This window comes from Streptomyces sp. NPDC005761, assembly GCF_040630635.1.
Taxonomy (GTDB): Bacteria; Actinomycetota; Actinomycetes; order Streptomycetales; family Streptomycetaceae; genus Streptomyces.
Genome location: NZ_JBEXXX010000020.1, coordinates 23463 through 37462, shown reverse-complemented (window position 1 = coordinate 37462; position 14000 = coordinate 23463). Strand labels below are relative to the sequence as shown.

The 14000-nt window shown below is 70.4% G+C and carries 9 protein-coding genes; 6 read left to right on the top strand and 3 right to left on the bottom strand.

The window, feature by feature from the left end; genetic code table 11:
* Positions 1–12 precede the first annotated feature (12 nt).
* The 6 genes from ABZ434_RS19615 (at position 13) to ABZ434_RS19590 (ending at position 8915) form a co-directional block, all read left to right on the top strand.
* The gene (locus ABZ434_RS19615; RefSeq protein WP_359138066.1) at positions 13–1311 is read left to right on the top strand and encodes a cytochrome P450; all 1299 of its coding nucleotides are present in this window, start codon (positions 13–15) and stop codon (positions 1309–1311) included.
* Positions 1308–2552 carry a cytochrome P450 gene (locus ABZ434_RS19610; protein ID WP_359138062.1) on the top strand — a complete coding sequence of 415 codons (1245 nt, stop codon included), beginning with the start codon at positions 1308–1310 and terminating at the stop codon, positions 2550–2552. Before ABZ434_RS19615 ends, ABZ434_RS19610 begins: the two co-directional genes overlap by 4 nt.
* A gap of 489 nt (positions 2553–3041) precedes the next feature.
* Positions 3042–4016: an arabinan endo-1,5-alpha-L-arabinosidase gene (locus tag ABZ434_RS19605; RefSeq protein ID WP_359138059.1), complete on the top strand. Its 975-nt coding sequence runs from the start codon at positions 3042–3044 to the stop codon at positions 4014–4016.
* Complete coding sequence (locus ABZ434_RS19600) at positions 3998–5449, top strand: family 43 glycosylhydrolase (protein WP_359138056.1); 1452 nt, start codon at positions 3998–4000, stop codon at positions 5447–5449. The genes ABZ434_RS19605 and ABZ434_RS19600 overlap by 19 nt, the downstream gene beginning before the upstream one ends.
* Before the next feature lie 122 nt (positions 5450–5571).
* Positions 5572–7635: a pectinesterase family protein gene (locus ABZ434_RS19595; protein ID WP_359138054.1), complete on the top strand. Its 2064-nt coding sequence runs from the start codon at positions 5572–5574 to the stop codon at positions 7633–7635.
* A gap of 269 nt (positions 7636–7904) precedes the next feature.
* Positions 7905–8915, top strand: a complete 1011-nt coding sequence (locus ABZ434_RS19590) for a LacI family DNA-binding transcriptional regulator (RefSeq protein WP_359138051.1) — start codon at positions 7905–7907, stop codon at positions 8913–8915.
* A gap of 84 nt (positions 8916–8999) precedes the next feature.
* Here ABZ434_RS19590 and ABZ434_RS19585 read toward each other — a convergent pair whose 3' ends face one another.
* The 3 genes from ABZ434_RS19585 to ABZ434_RS19575 are packed head-to-tail and all read right to left on the bottom strand — an operon-like array spanning position 9000 to position 13979.
* Positions 9000–9713, bottom strand: a complete 714-nt coding sequence (locus ABZ434_RS19585) for a hypothetical protein (protein WP_359138048.1) — start codon at positions 9711–9713, stop codon at positions 9000–9002.
* A 40-nt stretch (positions 9714–9753) separates the two neighbouring features.
* Positions 9754–12006 (bottom strand): glycoside hydrolase N-terminal domain-containing protein, encoded by a 2253-nt coding sequence (locus ABZ434_RS19580; protein WP_359138045.1) that lies wholly within the window; start codon positions 12004–12006, stop codon positions 9754–9756.
* A complete protein-coding gene (locus ABZ434_RS19575) occupies positions 12003–13979 on the bottom strand; it encodes a beta-galactosidase (protein WP_359138042.1) in 1977 nt (658 codons plus the stop codon). The genes ABZ434_RS19580 and ABZ434_RS19575 overlap by 4 nt, the downstream gene beginning before the upstream one ends.
* Positions 13980–14000 lie beyond the last annotated feature (21 nt).

Genomic DNA, 14000 nt, shown 5'->3' with positions numbered 1-14000 from the left:
GAGTCAGGACTCATGACGACGCGCCCTTCTTCCACAGAGCCCGCGCTGGCCTCTCCTCCTCCACCCCCCGGCTGCCCGGCACACACCGGGGCGGTGCCGCTCGGCGGGCCCGGGTTCCAGACCGAGCCGCAGGCCGTCTACCGCGCCATGCGGCGTGACCACGGGCCCGTCGTGCCCGTGGAGCTGCCGGGTGGGTTCCCCTCCTGGCTCGTCATCGGGTACCGCGAGCTCCATCAGGTCACCAGCGACGCGGAGCTGTTCCCCCGCGACGTGGGCCTGTGGAACCAGTGGCCCCACATCCCCGACGACTGGCCCCTGCTGCCGATGGTGGGGCGCCCCCTGCCCTCCATCTACTTCAGCGCGGGGGAGGAGCACCGACGGCACGCCCGTATGGTGGGGCCGGCCCTCGAAGGCGCCGATCCCTTCGAGATCCGCAGCCACTGCGAGCAGTTGGCCGACCGGCTGATCGACGACGTGTGCAGCCGCGGCACGGCCGACCTGGTCGCGGACTTCTGCGAGCCCCTCCCCGTCCTCGTCCTCGCCCGCCTGGTCGGTTTCCCCGACGCCGAAGGCGCGGACATCGCACAGGTGTTGAAGGACCTGGCCGACGGCGGGCCGGACGCGCAGAGCGCCCATCTGCGGTTCGGGGAACACATGGCCCGGCTGGTGGCCGCGAAGAGGGCGGCACCCGGGGACGACGTGACCTCCCGCATGCTGGCCTTCCCCGAGGCGTTCACCGACGAGGAGTACATGCTCGACCTGATGGCCGTCACGGCCGCCGGGCACCTCACCACCGCGGACTGGGTCAGCAACTCCCTGCGGCTGATGCTCACCGAGGACACGTTCGCCGACTCCATGGCCCGTGGCCGGCGCAGCATCGGCGAGGCCATGAACGAGGTGCTCTGGGAGGACACGCCCACCCAGATCCTCGCCGGACGGTGGGCCGCACGCGACACGCAGCTCGGCGGACAGCGGATCAAGGCCGGGGACATGCTGCTGCTCGGGCTCGGCGCCGCCAACACCGACCCGCTCATCCGTCAGGACCTGGCCGGCTCCGGAGCGCCCGCACAGGGCGGCAACGGTGCCCATCTCGCGTTCAGTCACGGCGAGTACCGGTGTCCGTTCCCCGCACAGGAGATCGCCGAGATCATCGCCCGTACGGGCATCGAGGTCCTGCTCGACCGGCTCCCCGATCTCCAGCTCGCCGTCGCCGTCGACGACCTCGTACGACGGCCCTCCGCGTTCCTGCGTGGCACCACTTCGCTCCCCGTTCGGTTCACCCCCGTTCGTACGACAGGAGACCTCTCGTGAACTGTCCTCACGCCGCCGCCTCGAACGGTGCGACCGTCGTCATCGACCCGATGGTCCAGGACCTGGACGGAGAGACCGCGCGGCTGCGCGACGCCGGACCGCTGGCCCGGATCGAGCTCCTCGGCGTACCGGCATGGGCCCTCACCCGGCACGCCGACGCACGGCAGCTCCTGCTCGATCCGCGACTGGTGAAGGACCTCGACGCCTGGGGGCTGTGGCAGAGCGGTGAGGTGACGCACGCGTGGCCGCTCATCGGGATGATCGACGCCGGCCGGTCCATGTTCACCGTCGACGGCGAAGAGCACCGCCGGCTGCGGACCAAGACCTCCCAGGCGCTCACGCCCCGCCGGCTGGAGGCGATACGCCCCGAGATCGAGAAGTTCACCGAGGAACTGCTGGACGCGCTCGCGGAGGGTGGCAGGGACGGGGCCGTCGTCGACCTCAAGTCCGTGTTCGCCCAGCCACTGCCCATGCGCGTCGTCGGCATGCTGATGGGTGTCGACCCCGCGTCGAACGCCATGCTGACCCGCCAGTACAAGGCCTTCTTCTCGATGCTCACCCCGCAGGACGAACGCCTGGCTCTCCTTGCCGACCTGGACGTCTTCTATGCCGGACTCGTACGCGAGAAGACCGCGCAGCCGACCGACGATCTGACCTCCGCGCTCATCCTCGCCGACGAGGGCGGCAAGCCGCTGACCGAGGAGGAGGTGATCGGCAACCTCAAGGCGATGGTCGCGGCCGGGCACGAGACCACGATCGGACTCATCCTCAACGCCGTACGCGCCCTGCTGGCCCACCCCGACCAGCTGCGCCTGGTCCTCGACGGGGAGGTCTCCTGGGAGACCGTGATCGAGGAGACCCTGCGGTGGGACACCCCGACCACACACCTCCTGATGCGGTTCGCCACCGAGGACATCCAGGTCGGTGACGGCGTCATCGCCAAGGGCGAGGGCGTGGTCATCTCCTATCGCGTGATCGGCCGCGACCCCGAGCAGCACGGCCCCGACGCCGAGGCGTTCGACATCACCCGCGCCACCCCCATCCGGCACATGACGTTCGGTCACGGTCCGCACATCTGTCCCGGTGCGGCGCTCTCCCGCGTCGAGGCGGGCATCGCCCTGCCGGCGCTCTTCGGGCGCTTCCCGGATCTGCGGCTCGCGGTGCCGGACGCGGAGATCCGCAAGCTGCCGGTGATGACGCAGAACGACATGGAGGCGTTTCCCGTTCTGCTCGGCATCTGAAGGCAACGCTCCACCCCGCTCACCGATCTCCCGCGCATCCACCCCTGACGCGGGAGCGCCTTACCGCGCCCCGGCCACGCGCGCCGGCCCTGCCCTTCGGTCTTCTGAGCACCAGGTGCTGCCCGACGCCGACTCCGTACGCGCTCGCGCGGGCGACAGCGCTGGAGGCCCGGCACGGCGCGAGGTCCAGACGCTCGGCGGCGAGCGTCGGACAGTAGCCGGACCTCCGTCCGCGGTCCTCGGCGCCGTGCTGCGCCCATCGCCTTGCTTCCTGCCGCGGGCGCGCGCGACCCGTTGACGCACGGGCCGTTGGGCCCTACGTTCCGTTCGAGGTTGCGGGCGGCATTCGATATGTCGAACACGGTGGCGTTCTGTCGAGTCGGCGAATCTCCCTCAATCTGGCATGGGCATGGCAACCATTCGTACCGCGGTGGCGACTGCCGTACGAGCCCCACGCTCCTCCCGTAACCGGACACAGGAGGTCCCCTCATGAGTCGCACCACCCGCCGAAGGACCCTCGCGGTACTTCCCGCCGCACTGCTCCTCGCCCTCGTTCCGGGCAGCGCGTCCGCCTACCCCAACCCCGGCACGGTCACCGGTGACATCGTCGTCCACGACCCGTCCATGGTCCGGACGTCCTCGGGGCAGTACCTGCTCTACTCGACCGGCGACAAGCTGCAACTGCGCACCTCCACCGACCGCACGGCGTTCGGCCGCTCGGGATCGGCCTTCGGCACCCCGCCGGGCTGGTGGAAGAACTACTCATCGGCGTCCGACCCCTGGGCGCCCGACATCTCGTTCCACGGCGGCAAGTACCTGATGTACTACGCCGTCTCGTCCTTCGGCTCGAACACCTCGGCCATCGGGCTGGCCGGCTCCACCACCGGGCAGCCGGGCAGCTGGACCGACTACGGCACGGTGTACACCTCGAGTTCGTCCAGCGACTACAACGCCATCGACCCCAACCTCTTCGTGGACGACGACGGGAAGTGGTGGCTGTCCTTCGGCTCCTGGTGGACCGGGATCAAGATGATCCGGATCGACCCCGCCTCCGGGAAGCAGTACGCCGGTGACACGGCGCGCCGTTCGCTGGCCTCCCGCCCCACGGGGACCAAGGCCGTGGAGGCGCCGACCGTGGTGAAGCGGAACGGCTACTACTACCTGTTCGCCTCGTACGACACCTGCTGCGCGGGCACGAGCTCCACGTACAAGGTCAAGGTGGGCCGCGCCGCGAGCGTGACCGGGCCGTACAAGGACCGCAACGGTGTGAGCATGCTCAGCAACGGCGGGACGCCGGTGCTGGAGTCGCACGGCAGGTACATCGGGCCCGGCGGGCAGTCGGTGCTCGCCGACTCCGACGGCGACCTGCTCGTGTACCACTACTACGACGGGCAGGACAACGGGACCCCGAAGCTCGGAGTCAACCTCCTGAACTGGAGCAGCGGATGGCCCGTCGCCTACTGACCCTGCTGAGCGCCCTCCTCCTCGCCCTGGTACTTGCGCAGCCGGCACCCGCGTCGGCGGCCGAGGGGCGTCCTTATGCCAACCCGGTCAAGGCGCAGAAGGGTGCCGACCCCTGGATCTCGTACCACGACGGCAACTACTACCTGGTGACGACGAGTTGGACCGACGTCATCACCATGCGCAAGTCGCCCACGCTGGCCGGTCTCGCGGCCGCCCCGAGCGTGCAGGTCTGGCAGGGCGACGCGGCCTCCCGCTGCTGCAACATCTGGGCGCCCGAACTGCACTACTCGGGCGGGCGCTGGTACCTGTACTACGTCGCGGGGCAGAACATCGCCGACTACAACCCGACCCAGCGCGTCCATGTCCTGGAGAGCGCCGGTACGGACCCGATGGGGCCGTACACGTACAGGGGCCGGCTGGGCGGTGACTGGATGCTCGATCCGAGCGTGCTCACCGTGAACGGCAAGCTGTACCTCCTCGGCAGCGCGAGCGGCGGCGGCACCCAGAACCTGGTGATCGCGCCGATGTCGAACCCGTACACACTGAGCGGGTCCTTCTCGACGATCTCGACGCCCGTGTACGGCTGGGAGAAGTCCGGGGCGGCCGTCAACGAGGGGCCGGAAGTGCTGCAGCGGGGCGGGAGGACGTACCTCGTCTACTCCGCCAGCGGCTGCTGGACCCCCGACTACAAGCTCGGGTTGCTCACGCTCGCCGGTTCCGATCCGCTGTCCGCGTCCTCGTGGACGAAGAAGGCGGATCCCGTGTTCCAGCGCAAGGACTCGGCGGGGGTCTACGGGCCGGGGCACAACGGCTTCTTCACCTCGCCCGACGGGACGGAGAGCTGGATCGTCTACCACGCCAACGACGCCGCCTCGGACGGCTGCGACAACGGGCGTACGGCCCGGGCCCAGAAGTTCACCTGGAACGCCGACGGCACCCCGAACCTCGGTACACCCGTCGCGCTCGGCACCACGACTCCCGGGCCCGCCGGGGAGACGGCAGCCACCCCCACCGCCTACACCGTCGTCAACCGGGCCACCGGGAAGTGCATGGACGTGGCCGCCGGTTCGGACGGTGACGGGGCCGGCGTCCTCCAGAGCACGTGCGACGGCGGCAGCCGGCAGCGATGGCGCGTCGAGGACCGGGGCGACGACACCAGCCGGCTCGTCAACGCCGCCACCGGGAAGGTCCTGGACACCGCGGACTGTTCCGCGGCCGACGGAGCCGACCTGCGGCTGTGGTCCTGGCTGGACAACACCTGCCAGCGCTTCAGGTTCCTGGTCACGGGGCCGGGCGGCTGGGTGCGCATCGTCAACCAGGCGTCGGGGAAGGTCGCCGACGTGGCCGACTGCTCGACGGCCGACGGGGCGGAGATCCGGCAGTGGTCATGGCTCAACAACCAATGCCAGCAATGGCGGTTGAAGCCCGTCTGAACGGGTGCGGGCAGCAACCTTTCGGCCGGGCGGCGGCAACCCATACCTGAACGGCATCCTTCCTCGACGGAATGGTTCAGGTCATGACAGCGGAACGCCGAACGGCGCAGCACACCCCCCACATGCCCGCAGGCACAAGCCACCGCAATCGCAGCCGCCGGGCGCGGCTGGGTGTGGCGACAGCGGTCAGCACGGCCCTGGTGGCCGGATTCGCCGCCACCGCGGCGAACGGTGCGACAGAGCCACGGAGCACCCCCTACCCCGCCTCGTCGGCCGCCTCCCCGGTCCGGGCCGACGAGGCGGCCGACGGCTTCGCCTCGGTCGACGCGCTGGGGCAGGACGGGACGTACGGAGGGCGCGGCGGCGCGACCGTCACCGTGCGCACCCTCGCCGACCTGGAGAAGTACGCGACGGCGACGCAGCCCTACGTCATCGTCGTCGCGGCGGCCATCACCATGGATCCCAAGGGCAAGGAGATCAAGGTCGCCTCCGACAAGACGATCATCGGCTCCGGCACCTCCGGGCACATCGTCGGCGGAGGCTTCTTCCTCGGCCAGGGCGTGCACAACGTCATCATCCGCAATCTGACGATCCGGGACTCGTACGCCGGGACCTGGAACGACAAGGAGCACGACTGGGACGCCATCCAGATGGACGGCGCCCACCACGTGTGGATCGACCACAACGACCTGCGGAACATGGCCGACGGGCTGATCGACAGCCGCAAGGACACCACCTACCTGACGGTGTCGTGGAACCGGCTCCAGCACGACAACAAGGCGTTCGGCATCGGCTGGACCGAGAACACCACCGCCGACATCACCATCCATCACAACTGGTTCCACGAGACCGAACAGCGCAACCCCTCGACCGACAACGTGGCCCACGCCCACCTGTACAACAACTTCCTCCAGGACGACCCGGGCACCGACATCACCAGCAGTTACGGCAACTACGCCCGCGGCCACACGAACATGGTCCTGGAGAACAGCTACTTCGACGGGCTGAACAACCCCGTCACCCGGGACAGCACCGCCACCCTCGTCCAGCGCGGCAGCATCTTCGCCGGCACGAGTGGGCGCAACGAGAGCGGCGGCGGGACGTCGTTCGACCCGCACAGCTACTACGCCTACACGCTCGACGACGCCGCGGCCGTGCCCGCGCTGGTGAAGGCGGGCGCGGGTCCGCGCGCCGGTGTCGCAACGGCGGCCCCGACCGTCGCAGCCGCCGCCACGCTGACCGTGGCCAAGGACGGCAGCGGCCAGTACAGCAGCGTGCAGGCCGCCGTGAACGCGGTGCCCGCGGGCAACACGGCCCGGACCGTCATCGCCATCGCGCCCGGCACGTACCGCGAGCTGGTGAAGATCCCCTCGACCAAGCAGAACGTCACCCTCCAGGGCACCGGCCCCAGCCGCAAGAGCGCCGTCATCGTGTACGGCAACGCCTCGGGCACGCAGAAGCCCGACGGATCGGGGACGTACGGGACGAGCGGCAGCGCGACCGTCGCCGCCGAGGGGGACGGATTCCAGGCCCGCAACCTCACCATCGCCAACGACTTCGACGAAGCCGCGCACCAGGACATGAGCGGTCTGCAGGCAGTCGCGCTGCGCACCGCGGCCGACAAGGTGTTCCTCGACTCGATCATCACCGAGGGCGATCAGGACACCCTGCTGCTCGACACCGCGGCCAAGGACAGGCTCGGCCGTGTCTACATGAAGAACTCCTATGTCGTCGGCAACGTCGACTTCATCTTCGGCCGGGCGAGCGCCGTCATCGACTCCTCGGTCATCACGCTGAAGAAGCGGTGGAACGGCAGCTCCGCCGGCTATGTCACCGCCCCGAGCACGGCCGCCGGACGCAAGGGCTTCCTCATCAACAACTCCACGGTCAACGGTGACGTCTCCGCTGCCACCTTCTACCTCGGCCGCCCCTGGCACGCCGGCGGCGACGCCACGCTCGACCCGATGACCACCGTCCGCGACAGCACCCTGAGCGCCGCGATCCGGTCGGCGCCGTGGACCGACATGAGCGGCTTCTCCTGGAAGGACGACCGGTTCGCCGAGTACCGCAACGACGGGCCGGGCGCCGGAACGGCGAGCGGTGACCGACCCCAGCTCGGCGACGACGGGGCGGCCGGGCAGGAGGTCGCCGACTGGCTGGAGGGCTGGACCCCGTCGGCGTCCTGAACCGTGCAGCGGGTGCGGTCCCGCTGATGTTCCGGGCCCGGCGACAGGCATATCGTGGCAGTAGCCGGAACAGCTGACGCGACACCCCGAGTCGAAGCGCTTCGATAGTGGTCTAGACACTCCGTGCGGGCAGGTCTAGGCTCGCATCATCCGTGCATGTCATAGGTGAAGCGGATGAAGTCGAAGCGCTTCGCCACGTCCGGCCGACACTGCGGGTCCAGGCCGGTCCCCGCGCCGGTGTCCGACGACGTTCCTTGATGGAGAGCTGAATGGTCACCCTTGCCGAGGTCGCGCAGCACGCCGGAGTCTCCGCGAGCACGGTGAGCTATGTCCTCAGCGGCAAGCGGTCCATCTCGGTGTCCACCCGGGAGCGGGTGGAGCTGAGCATCCAGCAGCTCGGCTACCACCCCAACGCCGGCGCGCGGGCGCTCGCCAGCAGCCGGTCGAACATCATCGCGCTCATGGTGCCGCTGCGCACCGACATGTATGTCCCCGTGATGATGGAGATCGCCATCGCGGTCGCCACCACGGCCCGCACCCACGGTTACGACGTCCTTCTCCTCACCGGGGAGGAGGGGCCCGCCGCGGTGCGGCGCATCGCCGGGAGTTCGCTCGCCGACGCGATGATCCTCATGGACGTCGAACTCCACGACGAACGGCTGCCGCTGCTGCGCGAAACCGACCGGGCCGCCGTGCTCATCGGACTGCCCGCCGACACGGAGGGGCTGACGTGTGTCGACCTCGACTTCGAGGCGACCGGGGCGCTCTGCGTGGACCACCTCGCCGGCCTCGGTCACCGTGAGGTCGCAGTGATCGGCGAGGCGGCCGCGGTGTACGAGCGCCACACCGGATTCGCGGAGCGGACGGTCGACGGCATACGCGCCAAGGCGCAGGAGGCCGGTGTGCGGGTGCTGCACCGCCCCTGCGAGGGTGGCTACCCGGCAATGGCGCAGACCCTGTCGAGGATCTTCGACGAGCGCCCCGGCACCACCGGGTTCATCGTGCAGAACGAGTCGGCGGTGGAGCCGCTGCTCAATCTCCTGCGGCAGCAGGGCCGGGCGGTGCCCGAGGACGTGTCGGTGGTCGCGATCTGCCCGGAGCAGGTGGCCTCCCAGGCCTCGGTGCGGCTCACCTCCGTGGCCATCCCCGCGCAGGAGATGGGGCGCCGCTCGGTCGAGCAGGTCGTCGCCAAGCTCTCCGGCCGCGGGACGGACGAAGTCGAGCTCCTGGCACCCGAGTTGACGGTACGGGAGAGCACCGGGCCCGCCCCGGGACAGTAGCGGGCGGCGGCAGCGCACGCACGAGCCGGCCCCCGCGCGGGGGCCGGCTCCTTGTGCGTACGGCTCAGCCGGAGGAGGAACCGTTCAGCTGGACGAGACGCCGAATCCGTTGGTCCGGAAGTCCAGACCGCCCGCCGACGACGTGATCTCGTAGCCGAACTGGACGTCGCCGATGGTCTCGTTGCCCCACCAGCCCTTCGTGTCCTTGATCCACTTCAGGATCGGCAGGATGTTCACCGTGCCCGACGCGGAGTCCGAGGTGCGCAGGAACGAGAAGACCTGGTTGGCGCCGTTGTCGCCCTTGTAGACGGTCCAGGTGTGGCCGCCGAGCGTCACGTTCCCCTGCGACGTGCCCAGGGGGCCGACGGCGCCGTTGTAGTTGACCCAGAGCATGACCTCGTAGTCGTAGTCGCTGTCCCAGATGTCGTACGAGGTGTTGTACGCACCGGACGACGGGACGGTGACGTTGTACGTGCTGGTGAGCGACGACAACGAGGTGATGGACTTCCCGACGACCTTCTTGGCGTTGGGATACGACTTGATGCCGCCCGTGTTCGGGTGGTCGGCCCAGACGCCCCAGTTGCTGGACGAGTTGGCCCAGATGGACTGCCCACCTGCGCCGGAACCCCAGATGTTGTTGTAGAGGGTGTAGCCGTCGGAGGTGGTGTAGTTGCCCCACTGGTCCGAGGAGGACCAGATCGCGGCCTGGGCGGGGGCGGCGGCGAAGCCGATGAGGGCCGCCACTGCCGTTGCCGGGGCCAGTACGAACCTGCTGAGGGTGCGGGTACGTCGTGCCATGGTTGTCCCTTCCATGGTGGGGGGATGGGTGGGGGGAGTGCTACCGCGCCCCCAGTTCGAGGACGCGGTCCACGCCGGCCGTCAGCTCCAACGGGGCCGAGAGGGTTCCGGCGGAGGTCTCGGTGAAAGTGCGCCCTTCGCCCGTACGGACGTCGATCCGGGCGTCACGGGTGGGGTGCAGCACCGCGATCGCGGTGCCGTCGGCGGACCAGCGCAGATCCAGCCCGGCACCGAACCTCGTGCGCACACCGCGCAGTTCGCCGCTCGGGCAGCCGGTCAGCGGTGCGGGGAGCAGGACCAGCCGGTGCGGTGTCGACTGGACGAGCGACTCGATGACCGCCGCGGGCAGTGCGTGGGCGGCGTCCGCGTTGTACACGTTGCGGGACGGATAGTGGGCGCTCATCAGTGAGTCGTGGAAGAAGTCACCCGCCAGTACGGCATCCAGCGCCGCCGAGACACGTGCGCCGTCCCGCAACCGTGCGGCGATCAGCGCATGGTGCAGGTGCCCGTGGGCGGAGTCGTTCTCGGATCCGCGCAGTTCCAGTGCTCGGTACGCGGCGGCCGCGAGCTCCGGGGTGTCGTACGGATTGATCGCGTCCAGCGGCCACACCGGATAGAGGTGGCTGAGGTGGCGGTGGTCGTACGTCTCCTCCAGGCCCGGCCACGCCCACTCGGCGAGTGCGCCGTCCTCGTTGACCAGGTACGCGGGGAGCCGGTCCGCGAGTGCCCGGCGCCGGGCGGACGACGGGGCCGTGGGGGAGCGGGCGGCCGAGGCGGTCAGCGCGTGGCGGGCCGCCGCGAGGTCCATCGTCGCGTTCACCGTCCCCCAGCTCGCGTTGGCCGGACGGTTCTCCGGTGAGTACGAGGGCACCACGGCCACGGTGCCGTCGGGTGCCGTGCGGGTCAGGAAGTCCTCGTAGAACTGCGCGGTTTCGTGCAGTGCGCCGACCAGCCGGGGGTCCGTCGTCCCGCTCGTCTCGGCGTGCTCGATCAGCGGTTCCAGGAGCCAGTCCGCACCGGCGGACCACAGGTGCAACGGGTAGGCGCGCTGGTAGTGGCGGGTGTGGCCGGACTCGCCGTCGGTGTGGGAAGGGGCGACGATGCCGCGAGCCCCGAAGAGTGCCCGGGCGTTGTCCCGCCAGTCGGCCAACTGCCCGTACACGAGGGCCGCATGCGCCTCGGACACCTCGGGCAGTGCGGCGGCCGCAGCCGAGGCGATCTGGAGGTTCAGATTGGCGTTGGTGGTGAACGCCCCGGACCAGGCGGTGTCCCAGTCGCCCGTCCACAGGCCGGTCAGCCGTGGTGGCAGCACGCCGGAGGACGAGTACAGGTGGTAGCGCCCCGCCGCGAACAGTCGCTCCAGCAGAGCGGGGCTTCCCGTACGGCGTAGCAGGCTGCTGCCCGGCAGGACGCGTTCGGCCGGGTCGGCGGCCAGCGTCAGGGAGGCTCGCTGGAAGGCCGGCGTGTGCAGCCGGCGGTGCCGGGCGAGCAGCGTCGCGTAGCCGTCCGTCGGCAGGGCGGCGCACTCCGCCGCGAGGTCCAGACTGCCCGCATGGCGCCGCACCCGGGTGAGCAGCAGCAGGCTCCGTGCCCCCTCGATCCGGATGCCTTCGCCCGCGACGGACACCTTGCCGCCGTCCGCCCGGACCACGGTCAGCCCGCTGTAGGCGAGTTCACTGTCCGGGTAGCCCACCCGCAGCGACAGCCGTCCGCCGCCGGGTGTCAGTACGGTGCTGCGGCCGACTGCCAGACGCGCCGGGGCGCCGGGCAGCGCATGATCGAGGACCAGGTCCACGGCGAGCCCGGGCCCGGTGACGTACTGGACGATCACGTCATCGGCGCGCGAGACGAAGACCTGACTGCGCCGGCCCTCGCACACGGCCGTGATCTCACCCGTGGCGAAGTCGACCGTCCGGCGGTAACCCGGGGGCGGTTCCGTGCCGTCGGAGCCGGGTGACGCGTCGGGGACGGGACGGATCCTGGTCTGGAAAGCCGGATGGAAGGGCTGCACCCACGCCAGCGGCCGGCCCGCGCCGAACCGCTCGGCGGCCGTGGTGTCCCCGGCCAGGAGCGCGCTCTGCAACCGGTGCAGGCGGTCCGCGAGCTCGGGCGGACGCAGGTGCTCGCTGCCGTTGGGCCGGACCAGGGTGTGGTGGTTGACGATGACCCGGTCGTCGGCCGGGTCCCCGTACACCATCGCCCCGTGTCGGCCGTTGCCGCCGAGGAAGGCGTCCTCCCAGCGGGCGGCGGGGCGCGGTTCCCAGGTGCCGTCGATGTGGGTGCGGGCGGTCATGGAGCGGCGCTCCGCAACACGGCCACGCCGTGCCGGCCGAGCTCCACACGCCCGTCGGCCCTCCGGCCGGTCAGCAGGTCCTCGTAGGTGCCCGGCACGTCCACGGTGACGGAGTCGCGCCCGTGATGGAGCAGGAAGAGCAGGTCGCCGCGGCGGACGGCCTCCACACCGTCGGGCAGACCGGCCAGGACCGGCGTCACGCCCGCTTCCCGCACCACGTCACCGAGCAGCCGGCGCAGCGCCGCCGGCGAGGGCAGCGTCGACAGATACCGGGCCCGGCCCCTGCGCAGCACCGCGGGCAGCCCGGCCAGTTCGCCGTCGCGGTACGCGGCCACCACCTCGGTGCCCTCCGAAACCTCCAGCTCCTCCGACCACAGGGTGCCGTCGAAGCCGTCGCACGCCACGGTCGAGCCCGCGTCCAGCGGCCACCACTCGTGGAGCGTGCGGATCCCGAACAGTTCGCGCAGCCGGGCGTCCATGCCGCCCGGCCTGATGCGGTCGTCCACGTCCGCGATCCCGCTGAAGAAGCCGCACACCAGCGTGCCGCCGCCCTGCGCATACGCCACGAGATTGTCGATCGAGGCGTCGTCGAGCAGGTACAGATGGGGTACGACGACGGCCTTGAACCGGCTCAGACCGGCATCAGGGCGGGCGAACTCGGTGACGACGCCGTTCTCCCACAGGGCCCGGTGCCAGCGCTGCACGACCTCCGTGTAGTCGAGCAGCGAGGACGGCCTGCCCTCCTGCGCTCCCGCCCACCACGAGTCCCAGTCGTGCAGGACGGCCACGTCGGCCGGTACGTCACTGCCGCCGACGGCCGGGCCGAGCACGGCGAGTTCCGCTCCCAGCCGCTTGATCTCCCGGAAGGTGCGGCCCTGTTCGCCGGCATGGGTGAGCATCCCGGAGTGGAACTTCTCCGAGCCCTGCCGCGACTGCCGCCACTGGAAGTAGCAGATGGCATCGGCGCCGCGTGCCACGGCCTGCAGCGACCACAGCCGGTTCAGGCCTTCGGGCTTGGGGTGGTTGACGCCACGCCAGTTGACCGGGCCGGCCGCCTGTTCCATCAGCATCCACGGGCCTGCGGCCTGAGAGCGCGTCATGTCGGCGAGCATCGCGTTGTACTGGCCGCCCTGCGGGTCCCGGGGGTCCGGATAGATGTCGACGGAGACGATGTCCTCCTGCGCCGACCAGGCCCAGGCATCCTGGCCCGACCACAGCGGCATGAAGTTCGTCGTCACCGGGATGCGCGGGGTGTGCCGGGCGACGATGTCGCGCTCGGCGACGTAGCACTCCATCAGCGCGTCGGAGGTGAACCGTTTGAAGTCCAGCACCTGCGCCGGGTTCTTCATGTACTGCGCCTTGCGCGGCGGCAGGATCTCCGTCCAGGAGTCGTAGCGCTGGCTCCAGAACGCTGTCCCCCACGCCTCGTTGAGCGCGTCGACCGTGACGTACCGGGTGCGCAGCCAACGGCGGAAGTGCGCGGCCGTCTCGTCGCACCAGCAGTGCGTGCAGTACTCGTTGTTGATGTGCCACACGGTGAGCGCGGGATGGTCCGCGTACCGTGCCGCCAGGTCCTCGGTGAGGGCTGCGGCGTAGCGCCGGTACACGGGGGAGCTGGCGCAGAACTGCTGGCGCGAGCCGTACCAGACGACGGCGCCGTCCTCCGTGCGCGGCAGGGTCTCCGGGTGCCGCGCCCCCATCCACGGCGGCGGGGACGCGGTCGGGGTGGCGAGCACGACGCCGATGCCGTGCGCGTGCATCAGATCCATCAGCCGGTCCAGCCAGCCGAACTCCCGGGCGCCCGGGCGTGGTTCGATCTTCGCCCAGGAGAAGACCCCGAGGGTGACGGAGTTGACCCCGGCCTCCTTCATCAGCCGGGCGTCGTCCTCCCACACCTCCTCGGGCCACTGCTCGGGGTTGTAGTCGCCTCCGAAGAGGATGCGGCCACGGGCTGCGTCGCGCAGGGACGGCATGGCGTCTCTCGTTCCTTCTTG